This is a genomic window from Thiothrix caldifontis (assembly GCF_900107695.1).
In the GTDB taxonomy this organism is placed as follows: Bacteria; Pseudomonadota; Gammaproteobacteria; order Thiotrichales; family Thiotrichaceae; genus Thiothrix; species Thiothrix caldifontis.
This window is the reverse complement of record NZ_FNQP01000020.1, coordinates 12,027-35,596: the sequence shown is the minus strand read 5'-3', so window position 1 is coordinate 35,596 and position 23,570 is coordinate 12,027. Positions and strand designations below refer to the sequence as shown.

Below are 23,570 nucleotides of genomic sequence, written 5' to 3'. Positions count from 1 at the left end.
CTATTCCTCGGCATTGCTTTCCTTGCTGATGTCGGGGTGGTATTTACGCGCCAGTTTGCGGTAGACACGCTTAATGTCATCCTGCGTGGCTGCTTTAGTCAGACCCAGAACTTTGTAACGTTTCCAAATCACGCCCATGTAAACGGGAACTCGGATGAACCTTGTCTTCCAACTCAATAAGCGAGGCATTTGCATTTAACGGCTCAGCACTAAAAAAACGCGCCACTGTCGCATTTGCAACAACAATCAAGATTGCCATGACATTAACTTCTTCTGTTGTTAAATATGACAAATCTTATATTTTAAGTATAGTTCATTTTAATAAGAACGTATTTTCCATACCACAAAAACCAGCACCAGTGCGATTAATACCACGGCGGCTAATAGAATGATCCACAGAAACTGCTCAACCTAAGCAAATTTAGCACCTAATAAAACTGAATTAAATACTGATATTTATCTAAAAACCATCTAATGTTAAGCGTAAAAACCCCCATGCGCTGATCGCTTCCATTTGGTGATGGATGCTATTGACCGCTTGCCGCAAACGGGGGATAAGGGTAGTTACCTGAAACAGCAACTCAAGGACAAATTAATTGAACACAAGCAATACATCGGCAAATAAGGACGAGATATGCCGGAAATCCGCGATTGGGTGTGGGGTATAAACGCCTATGCAACGCTATAAAATCCTACACCGCACCTATTACAACTTCCCCGGCATCGTGCGCCTAGAACCACACACGTTACGCTTGCGCCCCCGTGAAGGCTACGAACTGCGCATCGAATCCTCCAGCTTAAACATCACACCTGCCGCCACCCTGCGCTGGCATCGTGACGTGGAAGACAATTCGGTCGCCATCGCTACCTTCAAAACCCCGACCACGCAACTGATGATCGAAAGCACGATTATCATCCAGCAATACAACGAAGCCCCGCTGGATTTTCTGGTCGCTGATTACGCTACCTATTACCCGTTCACCTACCTGCCGGATGATCAAGCGGTATTAGCCCCCTACCGACAAGCAGGCGATCCACCCAGTGCCTTGCTGGAACGCTGGGTAGCAAGCCTCTGGCAACCGGGCGAAAAAATTCAGACCTACAGCTTGCTGCAACGCCTTGCCGAACGCATCCAGCAAACCTTGAAGTATCAATTACGTGAAGAACCGGGGGTGCAATCCGTGATCGACACGCTCACCCGTGGTACAGGGTCGTGCCGTGACTCGGCGTATCTGTTTATGGAAACGGCACGGCGCTTAGGTTTCGCCGCCCGTTTTGTCAGTGGTTATCTGCACACGCAACTCGCCCCGACTGACTTCGGTGCAACCCATGCCTGGGCAGAAGTGTTCCTACCCGGCGCAGGGTGGAAAGGCTTTGATCCGACCATCGGCACGATCGTGGGAACCGACCACATTGCGGTCGCCGTCGCCCGTCAACCCGAATCCGTGCCGCCCGTCGCAGGCGCATTCATCGGACCTGCGGGCGCAACGCTGACGGTAGGCGTTTGGGTGACAGAAATATGAGGCTGCCACAAACCACCGTGGTTAATGGCAGTCCAGCCCCAACGCAACCACCCCAGCAAGGCGACGGCTAACCACAACGCCCAAGCCAACATCAGCAAGCGGTAATACAAAATCGGCACACTGATCACGCCTGCCTGTGGCAATAACCCTGCTACGCGATCTTGGTACCATTGCAATTGTTGCGCCCATGAACCGTTGCCGGTGATTTGCATATCCGGCGACCCCAGCAAGCCATTGGCAACCGCCCCCACCAAAGTCGCTAACGCCACCACCGTCAAGCCTGCCAAACCCACTTGCATCAGGTTAAATTGCCAATAAGGTCGCGCCCAGTCAGCCAATGACACTTTGCTACGCAACGCCAAAGCAATCAGCCAGAACGCCATTAGCACCATCAAAAACGGCGTACTTTGGCTCAAACCAATGCCCAGCAAGAACCATTGCCAGCTTTTCAACGGGGTAATGTTGGAACGCCCCAACAGCAGCGCAAACACCAGCAACACCACGACCATGCCCCAGAACAACACCGCAGGGCCTAACAAAGGCCCATGCGTCCACAATACCCAACGGTCTTGCGGCACTTGCAAGCGTGACTCGCTATTGACACTCGGCAAACCCAAATCGACCGCCGGGAAGGTGTAATGCAAAGGCAATGCGCCGTTTTCCTGCCATTCCAGCACCGCTTCTTGTTTGCGCGGCAATAACGGCAAGATCACCTTGCCCGCTTGCTGTTGAATCGCTTGTTTGGTGCCATCAATCGTCAAGCTTTGCACCACCGCGTCTTCCGGCAGGCTAATGCTGTGTTGCGAACCCCGGCTGCTGTGCAAATTCAGGCGCAAGCTGACATCACGGGCGCGTTTGCCAATCTCGACCTGCATCTGGCTGGCAAGCAGCGTCACGGTTTGCCCGGCAGTGCCTTGCGGACGGTTAACCGCCAAGTTCAGGGTTTCGCCTGCCCACGGCTTCCACAATAAGGTGCCTTGTGCGTCGGCTTCTTCATAAGCATTGGCAGGCAAACCGGTGGCATCGACGTGCCATACCGGGCTGGCAGCAATGCGCCATTCTTCCAGCCAAGCGTTGTTTTGACTGGCGGTAAGTTGTAATTCTGCGGTCTGCGGCAGCCGCGATGTCCATTCCAGCGTGTTTTGCTGCGGTTTGAGATTAATTTGCAACGCCTGATCTTTGAGGGTGAATTGCTCACTCAAGGGCTGTTCACCCGCCAGCAACGGAATCGCCAAGCTGATTGGCGCGGCACTGTCAGACACGCGGCTGACGGTGGTGGTGACATACCAATCCAGCCCCAAATCCAAGCGCCGCGAAATTTTGACAAACGCGGGCAAGGTTGGCATGTCTTGCATGGTGTTATCGCTGCTGGCGGTGGTGCGGTTAAGCTGAAGCTGGGCTTCGGGCACACCGTTATCGCGGATACCGTCCACCTGCCAGCCTTCGCCTTGCCAAGTGACGCGATGCGGTTTCAGCGGCAAAGGCAAGGCGATGCTGCTGCGGGTGGGAATAGCGCCTTGCAAGACCACATCGTGCTGACCTTGCGCCAAGACCACCCACAATTGTTGCTCAGCATCACGGCGCAAAGCTTGCGTGGGTTGCGCATCCACCAATACCGTTTGTGGCAACCACGTGCTTTGGCTGCCCGGCAATGGCACGGCAACGGCGGTAGCAGTGTGTACCCGCAGCCGGATTTGCAAGCCATCATTCCCCACGTTCAGATACATTTGCTCGATTTGCGCACAGTTTGGCAAGCACTCCGGCGCACGTAGCAAACGTTCCTGCAAGGTTTCCAGTAGGCTAGGGTCGGGTGTATTGCTGGCGGGTGCAACGGGCATGGCGGCAACAGCAGGCGATTCTGCCAAGGCAGTTTGCGGCAGTGTTACTATTACCCACGGCACGGTCATCGCCAGTAACAACGCCAAGGACAAACCGCGTTTGGCGGATTGTGTCGCTTGCCACAACGCCGTCAATCTGCCGGAAACCAGTGCCAAACGTGCCGCCAAAATCAGCATAATAATCACCCCCAACACTTTGAGCAACGAATGTGCTACCGGCGAAATCAGCCACAAGCCCATGCGTTCGTCGGGTTGGATCACCCCTGACCATTCCAAACGCACCTGATTCCATTGCCATGTGGGTAAACCGGGGCCAGTTTGAATCATGCTATTCGGGTCGATTTCACGCAGATTGACCTGCTTTTTGGCGGGTCGGGTATCAGGATACGCGCCGCTATTTGCCAAGCTACGCATTTTCTCACGCGCATAACTCTCCGATTTCATCACGGGAGCCGGTGCTGGAGCGGCAGGCATAGCGGCTTGATCTGCCATCATTGCCACTTCTGCATCCATCGCTTCCTCAGCAGCAGGTGCAGCGGCTGATTCATAAACCACGCCATTCATGCCGCCACTGGTGCTGTATTCCAACTGCGGGTACAGCGCCAAACGCACCGTATCAATGGTGTAGGGCAAAATCACCAGCACCAATCCCAATAAGCTCAACCAGCGGTAACGCCCCAACCAACGTTGAATCGCCCCTTCCGGCACGGAACGCAGCAAGGCCGTGACCGCCAACAGATTCAACCACAACAAGCGCGGCGCATCCGGCTGATGCCAAGTCAGCAACAAGGCAAGCCCTGCCACCGCACCCCATTGCCAGCCAAATAAATAGCCGGTTGCCACCGTGGTCAGCAACACCAGAAACAAATCCAGCAAGCTCCATTGCTGCAACCAAGTCAGCGGCAAATTATCCGTGCCACTCGCCGCAAACAGTAACCAGCCGGGCGGCAAGTGCAAGGTAGTGCTGACTTGCTGCAATTCCTGTTGCCAACCGCTGACCGGCGGGCTGGAACGCGCAGCGACGTAACGGCTATCGGCTTCGAGTGCCAGATTGCGCTGGCGCACTTCCACGCCAGCGGCTTGATCGGCAGCTTGTTGGGTAATCAACTGCGGTGTGCCGTCAATGCTGACCCTGCCGAGGTGAATATCGGGCAGCACTTCCAGCCGTGACTGTTGCGCCAGTGTTCCCGTCAACTGGTCTTGCAGGGTGTAACCGTTGCCGTCGAAATCCAGCCACAGTTGGCGGGTTAAATTGAGTTGCGCGGGGCTGTCTGCCATGCCGCGATGTTGTTCTGCCAAGGTCATTTTGCTGCCGCTGGTGAGCAGATATGCAGGCAAACTTGCCCAAGTATCGGGTAAGCGGGTTTGGCTGGGGTCAACGCTATTCACGCCGTCGACCTGCACTTGGCGCATTGTCGGATCGGCTTCAAATACCCAAACCTCTTCGCTAGGCCAAGGGGTGCTGCTCGCGGGCAAGGCTAATTCGGTGACATTGGTGAGGGCGCGTCCGGTCAGTTTGAGCGTCCATTCGCCGGGGCGCAGTTGCACTTGCAGCTTGCCATCCTGCCCCATGCGCGTGGGTAAGGGGCTGTCGAGGTGCAGCGGGATGAAACCGTCCAGCAACACTGGGGTGAATTCGGCGTAGCGTTGCTTGCCTGCGACACGCAATTGAATGTGGGTAGTGACTTCGAGCGGGTGCGAATCCAATACTTTGCGGAATACTTGCACTTCGAGGTTGTCTTCGCTGGCTTCTTGGTTGGTTTGGCTGAGCCATAAACTGCCAGCGGCGTTGAATTCGGGGGTGGCGATGTTTGCGCCATTGACACTGAGTTGCACCAAGCCGCTGGTCGGGGCAACGAAGAGCGCTTCGGGTAGTTTATCCCAGACGAATTGCCCGCTGAGATCGTGGCTGCCTGCTGGGAGGGTGACAACCGGATAGCCGTCTTTTTCCAGCACTGCCAAGGGGGTGTTGGTGCTGTTTTGCACTTGTTGCGGCCAGTGTTGTGCATCACCGGGGAGGCGGATTTGGGTTTCACCGTAGACTTCCCAGTGTTGGGTGAACGTGCCGCCGGTGGTGGTGAGCTGCAAATCTAAACGTCCCGGCCAAGCGCATTGGCGTTCTTCGGCGTTGAAGAGGTAGGGGCATTGCAGGTCTTTTTGCCCATCTAACACCCAGCCTATCCACGGTTTGAGCGGGTCGGGGACGTTTTCAGGGGCAAGCGGGTTGGCGTGTGCGGTGGTTAGCAGTAACAGCCACAAGGGCAGGAGGCGCAGAAAATGTAACATAGCAGTGCCTTTGGATTTTTATTGTTGTTAACTATACCCATATCATTTTAATTTCACCACCTCCACACGCTCCCGGCACTGCCACGGTCTGTCATGGCGCCCCGCCACGCCTGTCCGCGTCAGAGCCGTCCGCTCACTTTTTCCCTTGGGGCGCTCCGCGCCCTGCGGCTCCGCCGCCCTGACCTATGCTCAATGACCTAAAAGCAAACGGAAGCCAAGGTCGAAGTCACGGACATCAGGCCCGCTCCTGTAACGGGAGGCAGAACGGCAGTTCCTGCCGTTGAGGTTCCACGAGCCGCCGCGAACGACGAGCTCAACGCCCGATTCTTGGTCGCCTCCGGCGACACCCTCCGGGTCTGTAACCGGCGAAGCCAGTAATTTTTCTTGCCACACATCCTGACACCATTCCCACACGTTGCCGTGCATGTCATACAAGCCCCAAGCATTACTGGGATAACTGGTGACATCGGTGGTTTGTTGCTTTGCGCCATCACCCCATTTATCTGAACCATCCCATTCCCAAGTACCTCGGTAATTCACTTTGTCGAGCGTCAACTCATCACCGAAATTAAACGGGGTTTGCGTTCCGGCACGGCAGGCATATTCCCATTGGACTTCGGTGGGCAGGCATACATTCAGATCGGGGTGGACTTGGTTGAACTTGGTGATAAAGGCTTGGGCATCATTCCAGCTTACCTGTTCGACCGGGCGTTTTTCACCTTTGAAGCTGCTGGGGTTTTCACCCATGACCACTTGCCACAGGGCTTGGGTAACGGGCGTTTCTGCCATCCAGAAACCTTTGCTGAGGGTGACTTGGTGTAATATTTCCCATTCCAGCCGACCTTTTTCGGTTTCCTGCGAACCCATCATGAACGTGCCGGGTTGAATCCAGCGGAAGGCGTGGCGTACATCACAGTAGGTGAACGCCATCCATAAGCCACGGCGGTCTTCGCCCCAGTCGGATGCCCAAGCGTAAGGGAAAACAGGTGGGGAGAGGTGGTTGCGATAGGTCATGGGAAGACCCTCACCCCAACCCCTCTCCCAGAGGTAGAGGGGCTTAAGAGGGAAGAATTTGGGTCGGCATCTTGCTCCCCCTCTACCTCCGGGAGAGGGGGCTGGGGGGTGAGGGTCTGCAACACTGAATGGATTTTATCTAAAACACTTGGCATGGATGCTTCAATGTCACGGTTCCAGAAACGTAAGACATGGTAGCCCTGTGCGATGAGAAATTGGGTACGGATTTGGTCATATTCTGCCTGATCAGCTTCTGCATGGTGGATACCGTCCAGTTCCACAATAAGCTTTTCCGCTCGGCATACAAAATCCACGATGTAGTAACCAACAGCATACTGGCGATGAAACTTGTAACCATCCAGTTGGCGATTACGCAATTGCTGCCACAAACACTGTTCTGCGGGTGTTTGCTGTTGCCGAAGCAGGCGAGATTTCTCACGATTTATTATTGTCATGGCACTCTACTTCTTAGCCCCTCTACCTCTGGGAGAGGGGTTGGGGTGAGGGTCTTTGGCGGGGATGATAAAAAATTTCTGTTTCATTTTTTCTTCCTGAAAGGGTTTTTCAATCCTTTGAAAATTTTCTCAACTAAACCGCCGCTCCCGGCACTGCCACGACCTGCCGTGTCGCCCGCGCCACGTCTGTCCGCGTCATTCCCGTCCGCTCTATCGTTGGTCGCTCCGCTCCCTGCGGCTCCGCCGCCCTGCCCTGACCTTAGCTCAAAATGACCTAAAAGCAAACGGAAGCCAAGGTTGCGGTCACGGTCATCAGGCTCGTTCCTGCCACGGTAGGCAGAACGGCAGTCCCAGCCGCCGTAGCCGTACCATGAGCCGCCGCGAATGACGCGCCTAACGCCTGCTTTGTCGCCTTCCGGCGACACCCTCCGGGTCTGTGACCGGCGAAGCCGGTAATTTTTCTTGCCACACATCCTGACACCATTCCCACACGTTGCCGTGCATCTCAAACAAACCCCACGGGTTGGCTGGAAGTGATTTGACCGGGACAGTTTTTTTTCTATATAGACCTTTATTGCCACCTGCGTAGGGATTATTACCGTTGTAATTCACCTGTTCTGGGGTAATGTTATCGCCGAACGAAAACGGGGTAGTCGTGCCAGCACGACAGGCGTATTCCCATTGGGCTTCGGTGGGGAGTTTGGCTTGTAGACTGGGAATAAGTGTGTTGAGTTTTTTAATGAAATCTTGAATATCGTTCCAGCTTACTTGCTCAACCGGGTTGTTGGGGTTATCGCGAAAATAGCTAGGGTTGTTACCCATGACCGCTTGCCATTGTGCTTGAGTGACGGTGGTATCAGCTAACCAGAAGCCTTGAGTTAGGGTTACTTGGTGTTGGGTTTCACTTTCAGTCACTCGATCCTGTTCGGATTCGGGTGAACCCATGAGGAATGTGCCTGGTTCAATCCAACGGAAGCGTTGAGTGATGCCAGCGATTGCAAGGTCGGCATACAACCCCAGACCATCCTGATAATCATAAGCACCCCTCAGCACATATTGCCCAAAAGGCTTAGGCCATTCCCAATGATTGATAACATCAACAGCATAAGTAACCATTCCACCTTCATGATAAAGTCTATTATCAGGACTGATCTTTCGACTCCATTTAACAATATCTTTCCACAACGCCTCCTTCATCTTGCCGCCCATAAAAACAAACTTTTTTGCCTGACGATCGAAATCGTGATGATTATTTGACATGTAATAGCATTCCAACAATTTGTGTTGGTATTCAAGATTATTTGGATTAGCCTCAATCCTCCTCTTTAATATACTTGCTGCCTGCTCATACAAACCGTAAGCGATGTAAACATTAGATTCCGTCAGGTCTTCATCTTCTTGTATGCCATCCTCATTATTGCCCCCGCTAGATTTTCTCCACTGAACAACATACAGCTCACCTGCAAAAATGATTTCTGCTTGCAATCCTGTTTGGTCACGCCAAATTTTATTTGCCCAACTCGGCTTAGTGATACCTTGCAATTCAATCCAATGGGTAGCTGACTCGATTCCAACCAATCCCTGTTCGGCTTGATAAACAGCCCCTTCCACTGCGATAGAATGCTGACCACCATCAATGGGAGCAAACAATACCGTCGGTGGCAAACCACGCAACGCACTGAATTCCGCAACAGGTGTTATTGCCAACCCATCTGCCCGTTGTGCTTGTTGTAGCTTGAACTGCCCCTGATCACCGACTTGCACTACCTGCCACTGAACCCATTCTTCCCGCGCTTTTGCATCCAGCACCCACTGCAATCGTGCCGGATCAAAGTCTTTTTCCAATTGCTCAGGCCACTTACCCGCCCGAATGTCTTCTGCATAAGCCACCCCAAACAAGTGATACGCCAGCTCATTATGCTCACTGCACCAAATACTTTCTGGTTTAGAAGCCAGAATAGTGCGGCATTGCATTACCAAGATTTTATGCCGTGCCGAACCTTGCCCCTCTTGGGTAACAGTGGCACACAAGCGTTGCAGATAATCCCGCAACGCGGCATCATCGCGCAGTTCCAACACACACTGATTCAGTTTTTCCAGTTGCCGCAACCCCTCAAAAGCACCGACATGATGCGCCTGCACAAGCTGCCACAATGTTTCGGCTTGCTGCGAACCGGCGAAATGCGTTTGATAGTCTTGACGGTAACGTTCCGCTACCCGCTCATCCAAACGGATACCTAATCCAATGCGGCGAATGTCAGGGTGATTCCAGATTTCGCCTTCCCGTTCACTACCGCCCCAATGCAATACCAGCCGCAAACGCCGCAATAACCCCGTATCCACCACCGGCAAACACGACAATAAAGCCAGAATCTCACTCATGGGGACAGGTGAAGCTGCCGTTAGCGTAAAGCCATTTTGCCCCGGATGACGTGGCAACCGATAAACATCATTTAAAGGGTGCGGCTTGAATGTGCGGCATAGCCACCGCTGGCGCGGGGAGCGCATCACCGGGCTGAGCGTCAATAGTGGTGCAGGATGCGAACGCAATACCTTGAGCAAGCGTGACCAGTTGGCACTGGCACTAACATTATCGGCTGTTACCCCCAAATCCCCCAAGACCAAAATCGGCACATCCGCTGGTGGAAGTTGCCACTGTTGCCACTCGTCGTCCGCCTGCCCTGGCCACGGGATGCAATCAGGTATTTCCCCAGACCAAGCCGTATCCTCAAAACGGATAGCTTCAACAGCATCCTCACCCAACAACGCCTTGAATTGTTGGATGACACGCGCAAAATCGCCCCAATACGGTTCTAAATGCAGCCCTGCATCCACAATAATGTGCAAACGTTGCGCCCAATGTTGGCGCGACATCTGCGGTAAACGCTGCAACGCTTTACCCAATGCCACTTGGCGTGCCAGTCGTTGCTGATCCAAACGTTTGCTGGTGCGAGACACCCCAAGGCTATTCAACAAAAACGGAACAAGGCGTGAGAGCGGCAATAAGGGTGGTGGCGGTGCAAAATGGTATGAATCCATGCTGTTTGCATTAGGCAATAAACGCATGGCGGGGTCATGCAGATAGTCCGACGCTTGTTTGTCAGGCTCTGTTGAACGGGTGATTTTATTGACCCGCAAAAAACGGGCAGGTGGGCGTTGTGGAATGGCTACGTCTGGTGTCGTTTCAAACGGTATCAGCGTTGAAGTGGTGTGGTGTGAAGCGGTATCGGCATCATCAACGATAAGCGGTTCTGGCGCAGACTGTTTGACATAACCAAACACTGTCGCCATTTTTTGCAGCTTGGCATCCTCTTCCCCCGCCGCTTGTAGCAGTGCCAACCGCCCCCATGCCATTGTTTAACCGTCCACTTCTTTTTTCAGGGCATAACGGGCTATTTTATTAAGCCGGGTTTGTTGTTCCGTTTTCTCCAACGATTGCAGTGCACTCAGCAAGTCGATGTATTCCGCTAATCCCGGTGGATAACGGTTTTGGCTATCCCCTTCCCTATCTGCCCATAGCTGTTTAGCCGCCTGCAAATAGACAGCATCCGCAATACGGCTACCAAAATGCAATTGACCGCGTTCCACCAACCAGGCATGGCGTTTTTCAACAGTCTCATCATGCCATGTCACCGTTATTTTTTCGGGGGACTCTTCCATTTTCAAAGTGTGTACAAAACAGCGGCGCACGAAGGCAGAGGGCAATTCACGCTCCTCATTCGTGGTAATCACCACCAGCACCCGCGCAGGATCAGCCTGTACCGGGTTATTCAATACACTGTTCGCATTCGCCTGCTGGGTATCATGTAGGTAAGGAACACTAAAACGGTATTGTCCTAAAGTTTCCAATAAACCATTAGGCAAATCAGGCTCGGCTTTATCAATTTCATCCAAGAGCAACACAACACCGCCTGTTTGTGGCTGCCATGTTTTACCTTGCGGGGTTGTGCTGTCGGGCTTTAACGGTGCAGGGCGTAAGCGGGTATAACAGGCTTGATACTGATACGCGGCTGCCTGCCAATCATAAGCCCACCAGAATACACCGGGCGAAAGGAAGTTCAGCGGATTAAGCCGGTCTTGGGTCGAACTGCAACCTGATGCTGGGGGTGAATCGTTACCCATACTACGTGCTTGCGCTTCACCTAAACGCCCTATCGCATCAAAGTGGCAATGCAAATCGCTAAGTTCGGTACTACCGTGTATGACTTCACTGACAAACGCCCAGCCCAATTGTTCGGCTATCGCTTTTGCCATCTGGCTCTTACCTGTCCCCGGTTTTCCCCTCACCAACAAAGGTCGCCCTGCGGAATACGCCGCCCACAGTGCGTAGCAATCCTCTTCGTTGAAAACATGGTGTAACTTCCGCCCCAGATTGGAAACGGTCAAATTAGGAGGGATAAAATCCTTGAGCTTCGGCACTTCTTGTTTAGACATGGGCAGCTACTCGCTTGGGGTTCTTGAGTCGGAGTATAACGGCTAGATCTTCCAGCAACGAACTTTGATCTTCACGACAAGGCGACAACTCATCAAGACTCGCTTGCACACAACAGATGAATTGTATGCATCCTGCTAATTTTTCTTTCAGCTTCGGGTAGCAAGCCAAATCCTTTAACATCTCCAAATAAGCATTAGAAACGATGTAATAGATCGGCTTACCACCTTGGCGTTTCGATAAGGCACGGGCAGTTTTTTGTATATCTGCCAGAAGTCTGTCCACATCTTGCGGTGCGCTGTCGACTCGGCGCAATTGCTTAAAAATCTCACTCAATATCTGAATATCGGATGCACCCGCCGTATGCCCATCAAACACCATCGGGTCATGAATACTGCTGGCGGGTATGGGATCACCGTATTCATCCAGATCATAGCGGGCTTGCTGTAATAAACTGCGCGAAATGATGACTTCCACATAGGCTTGTGTATCCAAAGATAAACTGCGGGTAACGCTATCTTGGGCAATGCTTTGCAAACTTGCTTCATGTTGAAGCCACCAGTCAGGATCAACGCTATTAATCAACAACCAGCCGCACAATTGCTCAACATCGGTTAAATAATCTTCCCAGCGCTCTTTGAGTGGTTCAGGCTTTTTCTTATCCAGCTCCAAGGAGATTTGAGCGAGTACTCCAATGGCTTGACCAACCTCTTGCTTTTCAACAAGGCACGCTGCGATGTCAGTCGCCATAGCACCGGAATCCAGTTTCAAGGCGACTTTCAATTTATCGCGCAGCACCGCTTGTCCATCCAGAATGCGTGTCGCTTCGGCTTTTACCTTGGCGTGCAATTGGGCTGTTACCTGCTTAGCAGGCTTGACGATTTCACGAAATAATTTTTCATTGTGCAATAACCACGGAATTGAAACGGCTTTGAAGTAGCCTTCTAACGATGAATAGTCATGGGTAATCACCGCCGCCAATTGCTGACCAATAAACACCGGAGAGCCTGAAAAGCCAGCCCAACCATTGGCTTCTATCGCATCAACATCGGTTGCCAATTCGACCACATGCTTTTTCAAACCTGCCACTGTGCCCGACATGCCCAAATCATCGCGAATCGTTGGCTCTTTAGCTGCTCGTGGAAAACCCCGACCCGCCCAAGCAGTAGTCGGCACAGGAGCAGTAAACAACCAATCTACCTGAGGTGGTTTAAAAAGTGTTGCTTGGGGGCAACGGATAACCGCAACGTCAATATTTGGCTCACAAGCAAATCCATCAAACACAATATCCGCATCCGCAAACGGCATCTCATGTTTATTTTGCTCAGGCCATACCAGTTTTAAGCGAGGATCAGCGGCGCGTTTATCAAAAACCACCACATGCCGGGCAGTCAGAACTAACCCATTTCCAATGGAATATCCCGTGCCAATGCAAGGATCACCGTCTTTATCGTGAGTATAAACCTGCACCAACCAATCGGCATTGAGCATAATGCATCCTCATGGTCAGGCTTTATCGTTGATTGTCATCGCATTAGAACCTGTTGCTGCGATTTCTTCAGCCGTTTTAGTCGTATCAACCACCTGCAAACTGAGTTTGATTTTCTGGGTCACAGCATCTTTCAGTTCACCGTTGGCTTTCGCATCCGCATCAATCACCCAGAAGCGCACTTTGCCAGACACACCCGCATCCACTTTACGTTCAACCACGGTTTGCAGTTCGATGTCTACATTGTTGATGTTAAAACGGATGCCTTGCCCTTCTCCATCACGCTTGGCAAGATTTAACTCCTCGCGCAACGCCTTAATGACTTCTGCCAGTTCCAATTTCTGTGCCATTTTCATTTCTCCAGCCCGTAAAAATTATTTTTCTTTATAGCGACTGAACAAAGGATGCGCAAGGAAAGATTCGCTTGCAGGGCAAGCTCCTACAACAGAAGCTCGCCACCACCTCTTAACTCCCTTCCCCCCTTGCGGGGGAAGGGCTGGGGATGGGGGTCTCCTCTCACTCCCACTCAATCGTAGCCGGAGGTTTCCCCGAAATATCATAAACCACCCGCGAAACCCCGCGTATCTCATTGATAATCCGCCGCGACAACAGATCCAACAACTCATACGGCAAATGCGCCCACCGCGCCGTCATAAAGTCGATCGTCTCTACCGCCCGCAACGCAATCACATAATCATAACGCCGCCCATCGCCGGTCACGCCCACCGATTTCACCGGCAAAAACACCGCAAACGCCTGCGAAGTCTTGTCATACAAGTCATGCTTGCGCAGTTCCTCAATGAAAATGTGGTCAGCCAGACGCAGCAGGTCAGCGTATTCCTTCTTCACTTCACCCAGAATCCGCACGCCCAAACCGGGGCCTGGGAACGGATGGCGATACACCATTTCCGGCGGTAAACCGAGTTCCACCCCCATCACGCGTACTTCATCCTTAAACAATTCGCGTAACGGCTCGACCAGCCCCAGCTTCATGTTTTCCGGCAAACCGCCAACATTATGGTGCGACTTAATCAAATGCGCCTTGCCCGTTTTCGCCCCCGCCGATTCAATCACATCCGGGTAAATCGTACCTTGTGCCAACCATTTCGCCGAAGTCAGCTTAGAGGATTCCTCATCAAAAATATCAATGAACAACCCGCCAATGATCTTGCGCTTCTTCTCCGGGTCAGTCACACCCGCCAGTGCGGCGAGGAAACGCGCTTCCGCATCCACGCGAATCACTTTCACGCCCATGTGTTCGGCGAACATCGCCATCACCTGATCGCCTTCTCGGTAACGCAGCAAGCCAGTGTCCACGAATACGCAGGTCAATTGTGTACCAATCGCCTTATGCAACAACGCTGCAACAACGGACGAATCCACCCCGCCGGACAAGCCCAAAATGACTTCATCCGAACCCACTTTTTCGCGCACCAAGCGGATATTTTCCTCGATGATATTCGCCGTCGTCCACAACCCTGCACAACCGCAAATGCCCTGCACAAAGCGTTGCAAAATGCGCTTGCCCTGTTTGGTATGCGTCACTTCCGGGTGGAATTGCAGCGCGTAGAAATGCCGCGACTCATCCGCCATCCCCGCAATCGGCGCGGAATCGGTACTTGCCATCAGCTTAAAGCCTTCCGGCATCGCGGTGACTTTATCGCCATGCGACATCCACACATCCAGCAACCCAAAACCGTCGGCAGTCACATGGTCTTCGATTTCACGCAACAATTCGGTGTGCCCACGCGCCCGCACTTGCGCATAGCCAAATTCGCAATGGCTGGACGATTCCACCGCCCCGCCGAGCTGCACCGCCATTGTCTGCATCCCGTAGCAAATGCCCAACACCGGCACACCTAAGCTGAAAACATTCTCCGGCGCTTTCGGTGGTTCAGCATCCGTCACCGATTCAGGGCCACCGGACAAAATAATGCCCTTCGCACCAAATGCAGCAACCGCTTCCGCCTCCACATCCCACGGGTAAATCTCACAATAAACCCCAACCTCGCGCACACGCCGTGCAATCAACTGCGTATATTGCGAACCGAAATCGAGGATCAGTACACGATCCGCATGAATATTCTGTGTCATCAATTACACCCGGTAGTTTGGCGATTCTTTCGTAATAGTCACGTCATGAACGTGGGATTCGCGCATACCCGCGCTGGAAATCCGCACGAATTGTGGCTTGGTACGCATCTCTTCCAAATCCTTGCAGCCCACATACCCCATGCTGGAACGCAAACCACCCATCATCTGGTGAATAATCGGTGCAAGCGGCCCTTTGTACGGCACACGCCCTTCGATACCTTCCGGCACGAGCTTATCCGCCGCATTTTCCGAACCATCTTGGAAGTAACGGTCGCTAGAACCCTTCGCCATCGCCCCCAATGAACCCATGCCACGGTAAGACTTGTACGAACGCCCTTGGAACAATTCCACCTCACCCGGTGCTTCTTCCGTCCCCGCGAACATTCCGCCCAACATCACCGTGTGTGCCCCAGCAGCCAACGCTTTGGAAATATCCCCGGAATAACGAATACCGCCATCCGCAATCAACGGTACACCCGTGCCTTCAAGGGCTTTCGCCACATTCATCACCGCCGAAATTTGTGGTACGCCCACACCAGCCACAATACGGGTAGTGCAAATCGAACCGGGGCCAATACCCACCTTCACCGCATCCGCGCCTGCTGCTACCAACGCCAGTGCCGCATCACCTGTGGCAATGTTGCCGCCGATGACTTGGACTTGCGGGAAGTTGTCCTTAACCCACTTCACCCGATCCAACACACCTTGGGAATGCCCATGCGCGGTATCAACAATGATCACATCCACACCGGCTTCGACCAGAGCACGCACGCGATCTTCTGTGCCATAACCGACACCGACTGCCGCACCGACCAGCAATTGACCTTGGTCGTCTTTACACGCATTCGGGAAATCGGTGGATTTCTGGATATCCTTAACCGTAATCAAACCCCGTAATTGGAATTGATCGTTAATAACCAGCACTTTTTCAATACGGTGGGTATGCAACAATTTGCGGATTTGGCCTTTGCTCGCGCCCTCTTCCACCGTCACCAAACGCTCTTTCGGCGTCATAATAGTGCTAACCGGTTGATCAAGTTTGGTTTCAAAACGCAAGTCACGCCCGGTGACAATACCGACCAAATCTTCGCCTTCTACCACCGGAACGCCGGAAATATTATTCGCACGGGTCAAAGCCAATACATCACGAATGGTGGTATCAGGTGCAACCGTAATCGGGTTTTTAATAATACCGCTTTCGTATTTTTTCACCATGCGCACTTGATCAGCTTGCGCCTGTATGCTCATGTTTTTATGGATAATTCCCATGCCACCCTCTTGGGCAAGGGCAATTGCCAGACGCGCTTCTGTCACCGTATCCATTGCTGCCGACAGCAACGGAATATTCAAGGTGATCCCACGCGTCAGCGGGGTTTGTAGATTAGCATCGGCGGGCAATACCGTAGAATGGGCAGGTACTAACAGAACATCATCGAAGGTAAGAGCTTCCTGAAGGATACGCATGGGGCTTATGTCCATCTGTGAGAAAGAAGCACCTCATTATAGGGTTTGACCTTCAGTCGGTAAACTGCTATCAATACGCACCAGAGTATTTCAAGTAATTTGATTTATCTCATTGACGTAATTTTCAGGAGAGGAGGAACTCATTGATGAACTTAAAAGCACTATTTGCAGCACTTGCATTATCCCTAATGACATCTGTTGCTTTTGCAGCTGATGATAAGAAAGCAGAAGCGAAAAAAGATGAAAAACCAGCAGAAGCGAAAAAAGATGAAGCTGTTGAACTGAAAGCCGATGTTGATGCTGAAGTAAAAGCGGCTATCGAAGCAGCAAAGACCGCCAATGATGCAGCAAAAAAAGCCGGTTTCGAATGGTACTGGGGCAATAAACCCGCTGGCAAGCACTTGGAAGATGCCATCAAAGCAGCCAACGATGGCAAGAACGAGGATGCCATGAAAATTGCTAAAGCCGTTGAAACCGCTGGCAAGCAAGGTCAAGAACAAGCAGAAAAAGCCAAAACGGCTGGCCCTGCGGCTGCGGATGCAAAAAGCTAAGCGCTGATTGCAGCAAGCCATGATGAAAAAGCCGAGCAATGCCTCGGCTTTTTTTATACAGTTACCTAATGCAAACCGAACGACTCATCTTCAGTATCTCCCAACTCAACGCCGAAGTCGGGCAACTCCTGTCCCAAGGCTTCCCTGCCCTGTGGGTGGAAGGCGAAATTTCTAACTTTACCCGTGCGACCTCCGGGCATCTTTACCTAAGCCTGAAAGATGCAGGTGCACAAGTGCGCTGTGCCATGTTTAAGGGGCGAGCCTCCAGCCTGAAGCTCATTCCCAAAAACGGCCTAAAAGTACTGGTACGCGGCAAAGTCGGTCTGTACGAACCACGCGGCGAATACCAGTTCATTATCGAGCACATGGAAGATGCCGGGGTTGGCGCATTGCAACGCCAGTTTGAAGAACTCAAACAACGCTTACAGACACAAGGCTTATTCGCCCCCGAACACAAACAAACCCTGCCCGCGTTTCCGCGTTGTATCGGGGTCATCACCTCACCCACTGGGGCAGCTATTCGCGACATCCTCAACGTATTGAAACGGCGTTGCCCACAAATTCCGGTGGTGGTTTACCCCGTGCTAGTGCAAGGCGAAGGCGCTAAAGACCAAATTGCCAACGCCATCCGCCAAGCAGACCGTGAACAGCGTTGCGATGTGCTGATTCTGGCAAGGGGCGGCGGTTCCATCGAAGACTTGTGGTCATTTAATGAGGAAGTGGTTGCTCATGCCATCTATACTTGCTCTCTGCCCATTATCAGCGGGGTGGGGCATGAAATCGACTTCACCATCGCTGATTTCGTGGCGGATGTGCGAGCACCTACCCCATCAGCGGCGGCTGAACTGGTCAGTCCGGATATGGCGGCGCTACAAACACAGGTACAACGCCTGTTCCTCCAATTACACCGCTATCAGCAACGGCGTTTACAGGTAGCCGGTGAACACCTGCAACGCCTGCAACAACGTTTGGAAAACCAGCGACCCACCAATCGCTTACAGCAAAAAGTACAACGTTTAGATGAACTGGAAATGCGTTTGCAAGCTACTTTGCTGCGCCATTTACACAGCCAGCAACAAAAATTGACAAACTTATCCACACGTTTGCAAGTGCAATCTCCCGTGCGCCAAATTCAGCAGCAACAAGCACAACTGAAACACTGGCAACAATACTTGCTTGTTTTAATTCAGCAACGTTTAGATAAAGCACACGATAAATTGCAAATACAGGCCGGGCAATTGCACACATTGAGTCCGCTGGCAACGCTGGAACGTGGTTATGGCATTGTCCGCCATTTGGAAACAGGGCAAGTTATCCGCAGTATCGCGCCACTACGCCTAGGGCACAGCGTGACGACGCAAGTGCAAGACGGCAGTTTTGACAGCATTATTACCCGCATTCAAGCAGTTGATCCCAAGTAGCGGCTTGAGTTTGCCAGAATTTCCAGGCAGGTGGAGGCTGACAGCGCAATATACGTCCATCACCAGCCGTCAGACTGACCGAAAACTTGCCTGACTGCACACCCGCTAACACTGGCTCCAACCAATTTTTCTCAATGGCATCCAGCGCTTGCTGCCATGCATTCAGGTCATCGCTCACACTGGGAAGGTGCAAATCGTCGAGGATAATGGCATAACGTTTACCTGCCGCCAAATGGCTATCCGCCAAGCTTGCCGTCATTTGATGTGTAGAATGCGTCGCTAACGCCATGACTTGTGCCGTGGGGCTTAAGCCAAGCCAAGCATCAAATGTTTGTGTTTGCAAGGCTGGCAAAGCAGTCGGATTAGTCGCTCCCCACAACCAAACGGCATTCATGGCTGGCATATCCAACGTATGCAGCAGCATTTGGATTTCATTTAACAAGCGATGCCAATAGCGTTTATCGCCTTGGGGCAGCAACGGGAAAATACTTTGCCCTTTTGCCTGCGATAAGGCCACCGTGTGTAACGGTGTAGCCGTTCGCACCTTATCCCCCAACAAATACCAACGTTGCGGATGTCGCGCCACCAATTGTAAGCCATCTTCTGCCAGATGCTGATTCAGCATGGTCAATGCGGTTGCCATCTCCGCCATCGTTAAGACCGGCAAATTCGGCTGCAATATCACACTGTCTAAACCACTGCTAAGGTATACAGGGTCAGCACACAGCAAGGCTTGTTCGGGTGGTACACCAAAATCGAGTAAGTAACGGTAATACGCAAACGGGAGTTCTAGCTCTGTTGGGTGTCCACTTTGCTGAAACAGCGTATTTTCCAGCCCCTTTACGGGAGAGCTTTCCACACTCAACTTGGCACACAACCGCAATAACGCCTGAGCAACTGGCTGAAAAGCAAAATCTTTACGCCACAAGGTCAAAGGTTGCCATAAGCCGGGAATGAAAAAGTCCAGTTTAATCATGAGCGTCGTTAATCATTAACTTAAAGCGTTAACTTAACTGAGGTAATATACGAAAAGCTAGACTCAACAACATTTCAACTAAAGAACTTAATAACTTCTCGAAGGACTTCAGCCGTTGCTCTTACAACCCAACCACCACCAAAACCCATTTCCTTTTTTTGCTGTGGATGCCGCCTTCTCTGGAGAACAATGTGCGATGCTTGAACAGCTATTTGTGCAAGACAGCGAGTGGCAACATCGGGATGAGGCGTTTTACCGCTGTTCGTTGCACGACGTTACCGACGCGATTCCTGCAACGTTTCATGCCGCCATACTTGCTCGAATGCGTGAGATTACGGGCTTGCCACTCGTGAAGCGTTTTATGGTCACGGCGCAACGAATGCTGCCCGGACACGTTATTGGTATCCACAGCGACCGCCCGTTACTGGGCTATGAAATTGCGCGGTTGGTGGTGCAACTCAATAAAGGCTGGCAAGCGGAACATGGTGGTGTGCTGGAGTTATTTGCAACACCAGATGGCGAAGCGGTATTCAAGGTTAACCCTGAATACAACAAAGCCTTTGGCTTTTTGCTGCACGCTGCGTCTTATCATGGTGTCACCGAAGTGACTCAGCCGCGCCAAACGCTGGTCTTCAATTTCTGGCATAGGGCGAATACGCCCGAACTTGAAGCGCACATTCAATCCTTGTTTGCCAACCTGCATTTCTCGGAATTACCGACAGCACTCAATCCTATTGCTTCAGATGCCGAAGCAAGTTTGCCTGAAGATGTGACGTATCGGGCAGGCACGGCGGCGATTGCGTTGCATCGTTGGGGCTATGACGCGGCAATGGTTGTGAGTGGCTACCAGTACAGTGTTGGGCTGGATAGCGGCGCTACGCACGATGCGGAAACCTATGCAGCCGTGCGGCTTGCGGATTGGGTGGCGTACTTGTATCGGGATTCGTTTGATCTGGCTCGCTGGGAAATCTTGCGGGGCGAACTGGAGGGAATCGCAATGTTTACGCGCTTGCTGCCGACTTGGCAGCTTTGTTTGCCGGAATGGGGCTAGTTGTCACAAGACTCAATCACGGCTGATTCGTAACCTCGATTCCTGATTAGCCAAGCAGATGGATTTCAGTAATAATGGTTGAACTAAAAAGGAGACCAACTATGGTACAGGGTAGCTGTCTATGTGGGCAGATTGAATATCAGGTAGAACTCATACCAGACAAAACATTTAACTGCCATTGTTCTTATTGTAGAAAAGCGCATGGAGCTGCTTTTGTAACAGTAACTCTTGCAAAAGGCGATACGTTACAAATCACAAAGGGACAAGAAAGCCTTAAAGAACACATAAATGACCTTGGTGGTGTTAGGGCGTTTTGTTCTAATTGTGGCACTCGACTGATGAACTATGCCCCGGATAAAACTATGTATCTCAGCATCGTTCTATCAACTGTTGATACTCCGGTAGATTTTCAACCTGTAGCCCATGTGAATATCGAATCTAAAGCTTCATGGCATGAGCCTTATGAGGGAATACCGAAATTTGAAAGCCTACCAAGAAATATACTGGAATAGCGGGGAAGCCGTCCACTAAACCCAATTCTCCAGCCTCAACCCAACAACCCGCTGAAACTCATCAGTGTTATTAGTCACTACCGTCAAGCCATTGGCTAATGCTGTTGCGGCAATTTGCAGATCGTAAGCCCCAATCGGTGTACCTTTATGCTTGAGGTCAGCACGAATCCGGGCAGCTTGTTTGGCATCCTCAGAGGTAAAGTCGAGGATAGTCATCGGACGCAGGAATTTTTCCAACGCCGCCAAGTTGCGTTTATGAGCCTGACTATTTTCAACGCCATAATACAATTCAAACACCGTAACGGCTGAAATGAACACTTGCGCGGGTTTCAATGCCGTGAAGCGCAGCAACACTTCTGGTGGTTTTTCCTTGATGAGGTAAATGCAGATGTTGGTATCCAGCAAGTACTTCATTACCATTACCACTCCCGCTCTTGCACAGCAGGCTGGTCGCGCCCTTCCGCCATGAAATCGTCTGAAAACTGTTCGATGGCAAGCAGCCAATCGTCCCAAGATTGCTCTAGTGGTTCAAGGATAATGCGGTTGCCATCGCGGGAAATTTTGACTTCAGTACCCGATAATCGAAAGGCTTTGGGTAAACGAATGGCTTGCGAACGCCCATTTTGAAAGATTTTTGCTGTTTGCATTACGCGTCCCTTCATCAAAAAGTATATATCAGAAATATAGACTTTTTGCCACATGAACTCAAGCCTTACCCACAAAAGAAAACCCCGACCAGCGGGGCTTTCTTGCTCCCTTCACCCCTTGCGGGGGAAGGGTCGGGGATGGGGAGGTAATGTATTCCCGAAGGAATTACATCATGCCGCCCATACCACCCATGCCGCCCATATCAGGCATTGCAGGCGCTTCTTTCTTCGGCAGTTCAGCGACCATTGCCTCGGTCGTGATGATCAAACCAGAAACAGATGCTGCGTTTTGCAATGCAGTACGGGTAACTTTAGTTGGGTCAAGGATACCCATGGCGATCATGTCGCCGTACTCGGAAGTACGTGCGTTGTAACCGTAGTTACCTTCGCCCGCTTTAACCGCGTTCAGCACCACAGACGGCTCATCACCTGCGTTAGAGCAGATTTGGCGCAGTGGCTCTTCCATCGCACGCATAGCGATTTGGATGCCCACGTCTTGCTCGTGGTTTTCGCCTTTCAAGCCAGCAATGCCTTGCAGGGCGCGAACCAGTGCAACACCACCGCCAGGAACCACGCCTTCTTCAACCGCAGCGCGGGTAGCGTGCAGCGCGTCTTCTACGCGGGCTTTCTTTTCTTTCATTTCGACTTCAGTTGCCGCGCCGACTTTGATAACTGCAACGCCGCCTGCCAACTTGGCAACGCGCTCTTGCAGTTTTTCACGGTCGTAGTCGGATGAAGTGGTTTCGATTTGCGCACGTACTTGGTCAACACGCGCTTTGATGTCATCAGGTGAACCTGCGCCATCAATGATAGTGGTGTTGTCTTTGCTGACATTGATGCGCTTGGCTTGACCCAGATCGTCCAGCGTGACTTTATCCAAAGCCAAACCGACTTCTTCAGAAATCACAGTACCGCCAGTCAGGATAGCGATGTCTTGCAGCATAGCTTTACGACGGTCGCCGAAGCCCGGTGCTTTAACCGCAGCCACTTTCACGATACCACGGATGTTGTTCACAACCAGTGTCGCCAGTGCTTCGCCTTCGATGTCTTCAGCGATGATCATCAGTGGCTTGCCTGCTTTAGCCGCACCTTCGAGGGCTGGCAGCAATTCACGGATATTGGAAATTTTCTTGTCGTACAACAATACGAACGGGCTTTCCAGTTCAGCAGACATGCTTTGTTGGTTGTTCACAAAGTATGGAGACAGGTAGCCACGGTCGAATTGCATCCCTTCAACCACGTCCAGTTCGTTGTCCAGACCTGAGCCTTCTTCAACGGTGATAACGCCTTCTTTGCCTACTTTATCCATTGCAGTGGCAATGATATTACCGATGGCTTCATCAGAGTTGGCAGAAATGCTACCCACTTGGGCAATCGCGTTGCTGTCAGCGCAAGGCTTAGACATATTGTGCAGTTGCTCAACCGCAGCGATAACCGCTTTGTCGATACCGCGTTTCAGATCCATTGGGTTCATGCCCGCAGTGACCGCTTTCATGCCTTCACGCACGATGGCTTGTGCCAAAACGGTTGCAGTCGTTGTGCCGTCACCAGCAGCGTCAGAAGTTTTGCTTGAAACTTCTTTAACCAACTGTGCGCCCATGTTCTCGAACTTGTCTTCCAGTTCGATTTCTTTAGCAACGGAAACGCCGTCTTTGGTCACAGTCGGTGCGCCGAAAGATTTTTCCAAAACGACGTTACGGCCTTTAGGACCCAGGGTAACTTTTACAGCGTTTGCCAGAACATTAATGCCGCGAACCATGCGAACGCGAGCGTCATCACCAAAACGTACTTCTTTAGCACTCATTTCATAATCCTCT

At 51.8% G+C, this 23,570-nt stretch carries 20 protein-coding genes and 1 pseudogene; 6 read left to right on the top strand and 15 right to left on the bottom strand.

The window, feature by feature from the left end; translation table 11 throughout:
* Positions 1–195, bottom strand: a complete 195-nt coding sequence (locus BLV87_RS19695; RefSeq protein WP_217630002.1) for a DnaJ domain-containing protein — start codon at positions 193–195, stop codon at positions 1–3.
* Positions 196–511: 316 nt separating this feature from the next.
* Between BLV87_RS19695 and BLV87_RS14545 the strand changes: the two are divergent.
* Both BLV87_RS14545 and BLV87_RS14540 read left to right on the top strand, forming a co-directional pair.
* Positions 512–625, top strand: a pseudogene (locus tag BLV87_RS14545) (hypothetical protein); the annotation flags it as partial.
* 49 nt (positions 626–674) lie between these two features.
* A complete protein-coding gene (locus BLV87_RS14540; RefSeq protein WP_093069840.1) occupies positions 675–1,523 on the top strand; it encodes a transglutaminase family protein in 849 nt (282 codons plus the stop codon).
* Here the strand turns inward: BLV87_RS14540 and BLV87_RS14535 are convergent.
* The 10 genes from BLV87_RS14535 to guaB all read right to left on the bottom strand — a co-directional run bounded on the left by BLV87_RS14535 (position 1,433) and on the right by guaB (position 16,595).
* Positions 1,433–5,647, bottom strand: coding sequence for a hypothetical protein (locus tag BLV87_RS14535; RefSeq protein WP_175517953.1), 4,215 nt, complete (start codon positions 5,645–5,647; stop codon positions 1,433–1,435). The two genes, BLV87_RS14540 and BLV87_RS14535, sit on opposite strands and share 91 nt — an antisense overlap.
* Positions 5,648–5,836: 189 nt before the next feature.
* Entirely contained in the window at positions 5,837–6,661 is an 825-nt protein-coding gene (locus tag BLV87_RS14530; RefSeq protein WP_093069838.1) for a formylglycine-generating enzyme family protein, read from the bottom strand.
* A complete protein-coding gene (locus BLV87_RS14525) occupies positions 6,658–7,116 on the bottom strand; it encodes an endonuclease domain-containing protein (RefSeq protein ID WP_093069837.1) in 459 nt (152 codons plus the stop codon). The genes BLV87_RS14530 and BLV87_RS14525 overlap by 4 nt, the downstream gene beginning before the upstream one ends.
* 83 nt (positions 7,117–7,199) lie before the next feature.
* On the bottom strand, positions 7,200–7,589 hold the full coding sequence (locus BLV87_RS20090; RefSeq protein ID WP_425441565.1) for an SUMF1/EgtB/PvdO family nonheme iron enzyme: 390 nt from the start codon (positions 7,587–7,589) through the stop codon (positions 7,200–7,202).
* The gene (locus tag BLV87_RS19685; RefSeq protein WP_217629999.1) at positions 7,510–10,470 is read right to left on the bottom strand and encodes a formylglycine-generating enzyme family protein; all 2,961 of its coding nucleotides are present in this window, start codon (positions 10,468–10,470) and stop codon (positions 7,510–7,512) included. Before BLV87_RS19685 ends, BLV87_RS20090 begins: the two co-directional genes overlap by 80 nt.
* Positions 10,471–10,473: 3 nt before the next feature.
* A complete protein-coding gene (locus BLV87_RS14515; RefSeq protein WP_093069835.1) occupies positions 10,474–11,550 on the bottom strand; it encodes an AAA family ATPase in 1,077 nt (358 codons plus the stop codon).
* On the bottom strand, positions 11,543–13,039 hold the full coding sequence (locus BLV87_RS14510; RefSeq protein WP_093069834.1) for a S1 family peptidase: 1,497 nt from the start codon (positions 13,037–13,039) through the stop codon (positions 11,543–11,545). The genes BLV87_RS14515 and BLV87_RS14510 overlap by 8 nt, the downstream gene beginning before the upstream one ends.
* A gap of 15 nt (positions 13,040–13,054) precedes the next feature.
* Positions 13,055–13,387: a trypco2 family protein gene (locus tag BLV87_RS14505; RefSeq protein ID WP_093069832.1), complete on the bottom strand. Its 333-nt coding sequence runs from the start codon at positions 13,385–13,387 to the stop codon at positions 13,055–13,057.
* Positions 13,388–13,553: 166 nt separating this feature from the next.
* Positions 13,554–15,131, bottom strand: coding sequence for a glutamine-hydrolyzing GMP synthase (gene guaA, locus BLV87_RS14500; RefSeq protein ID WP_093069830.1), 1,578 nt, complete (start codon positions 15,129–15,131; stop codon positions 13,554–13,556).
* 3 nt (positions 15,132–15,134) lie between these two features.
* Positions 15,135–16,595 (bottom strand): IMP dehydrogenase, encoded by a 1,461-nt coding sequence (guaB, locus tag BLV87_RS14495; RefSeq protein ID WP_093069828.1) that lies wholly within the window; start codon positions 16,593–16,595, stop codon positions 15,135–15,137.
* A gap of 146 nt (positions 16,596–16,741) precedes the next feature.
* Here guaB and BLV87_RS14490 point away from each other — a divergent pair, with 146 nt between their 5' ends.
* Together BLV87_RS14490 and xseA are read left to right on the top strand one after the other, a co-directional pair.
* Positions 16,742–17,146 carry a hypothetical protein gene (locus tag BLV87_RS14490; RefSeq protein WP_093069827.1) on the top strand — a complete coding sequence of 135 codons (405 nt, stop codon included), beginning with the start codon at positions 16,742–16,744 and terminating at the stop codon, positions 17,144–17,146.
* 68 nt (positions 17,147–17,214) lie between these two features.
* Positions 17,215–18,567, top strand: a complete 1,353-nt coding sequence (gene xseA / locus BLV87_RS14485) for an exodeoxyribonuclease VII large subunit (RefSeq protein ID WP_093069825.1) — start codon at positions 17,215–17,217, stop codon at positions 18,565–18,567.
* On the opposite strand, the gene BLV87_RS14480 is transcribed toward xseA, so the two are convergent.
* Positions 18,536–19,543 carry a hypothetical protein gene (locus BLV87_RS14480; RefSeq protein WP_093069824.1) on the bottom strand — a complete coding sequence of 336 codons (1,008 nt, stop codon included), beginning with the start codon at positions 19,541–19,543 and terminating at the stop codon, positions 18,536–18,538. The genes xseA and BLV87_RS14480 overlap by 32 nt on opposite strands.
* Positions 19,544–19,739: 196 nt before the next feature.
* On the opposite strand from BLV87_RS14480, the gene BLV87_RS14475 reads away from it, so the two are divergent.
* Positions 19,740–20,594, top strand: coding sequence for a 2OG-Fe(II) oxygenase (locus tag BLV87_RS14475; RefSeq protein ID WP_217629998.1), 855 nt, complete (start codon positions 19,740–19,742; stop codon positions 20,592–20,594).
* Between the two features lie 101 nt (positions 20,595–20,695).
* A complete protein-coding gene (locus BLV87_RS14470; RefSeq protein WP_093069822.1) occupies positions 20,696–21,106 on the top strand; it encodes a GFA family protein in 411 nt (136 codons plus the stop codon).
* 15 nt (positions 21,107–21,121) lie between these two features.
* Here BLV87_RS14470 and vapC read toward each other — a convergent pair whose 3' ends face one another.
* The 3 genes from vapC to groL all read right to left on the bottom strand — a co-directional run bounded on the left by vapC (position 21,122) and on the right by groL (position 23,557).
* Positions 21,122–21,526: a type II toxin-antitoxin system tRNA(fMet)-specific endonuclease VapC gene (gene vapC / locus BLV87_RS14465; protein WP_245707046.1), complete on the bottom strand. Its 405-nt coding sequence runs from the start codon at positions 21,524–21,526 to the stop codon at positions 21,122–21,124.
* A complete protein-coding gene (vapB, locus tag BLV87_RS14460) occupies positions 21,526–21,753 on the bottom strand; it encodes a type II toxin-antitoxin system antitoxin VapB (RefSeq protein WP_093069820.1) in 228 nt (75 codons plus the stop codon). The genes vapC and vapB overlap by 1 nt, the downstream gene beginning before the upstream one ends.
* Positions 21,754–21,919: 166 nt before the next feature.
* Entirely contained in the window at positions 21,920–23,557 is a 1,638-nt protein-coding gene (gene groL / locus BLV87_RS14455; protein WP_093069818.1) for a chaperonin GroEL, read from the bottom strand.
* Positions 23,558–23,570: the final 13 nt, after the last annotated feature.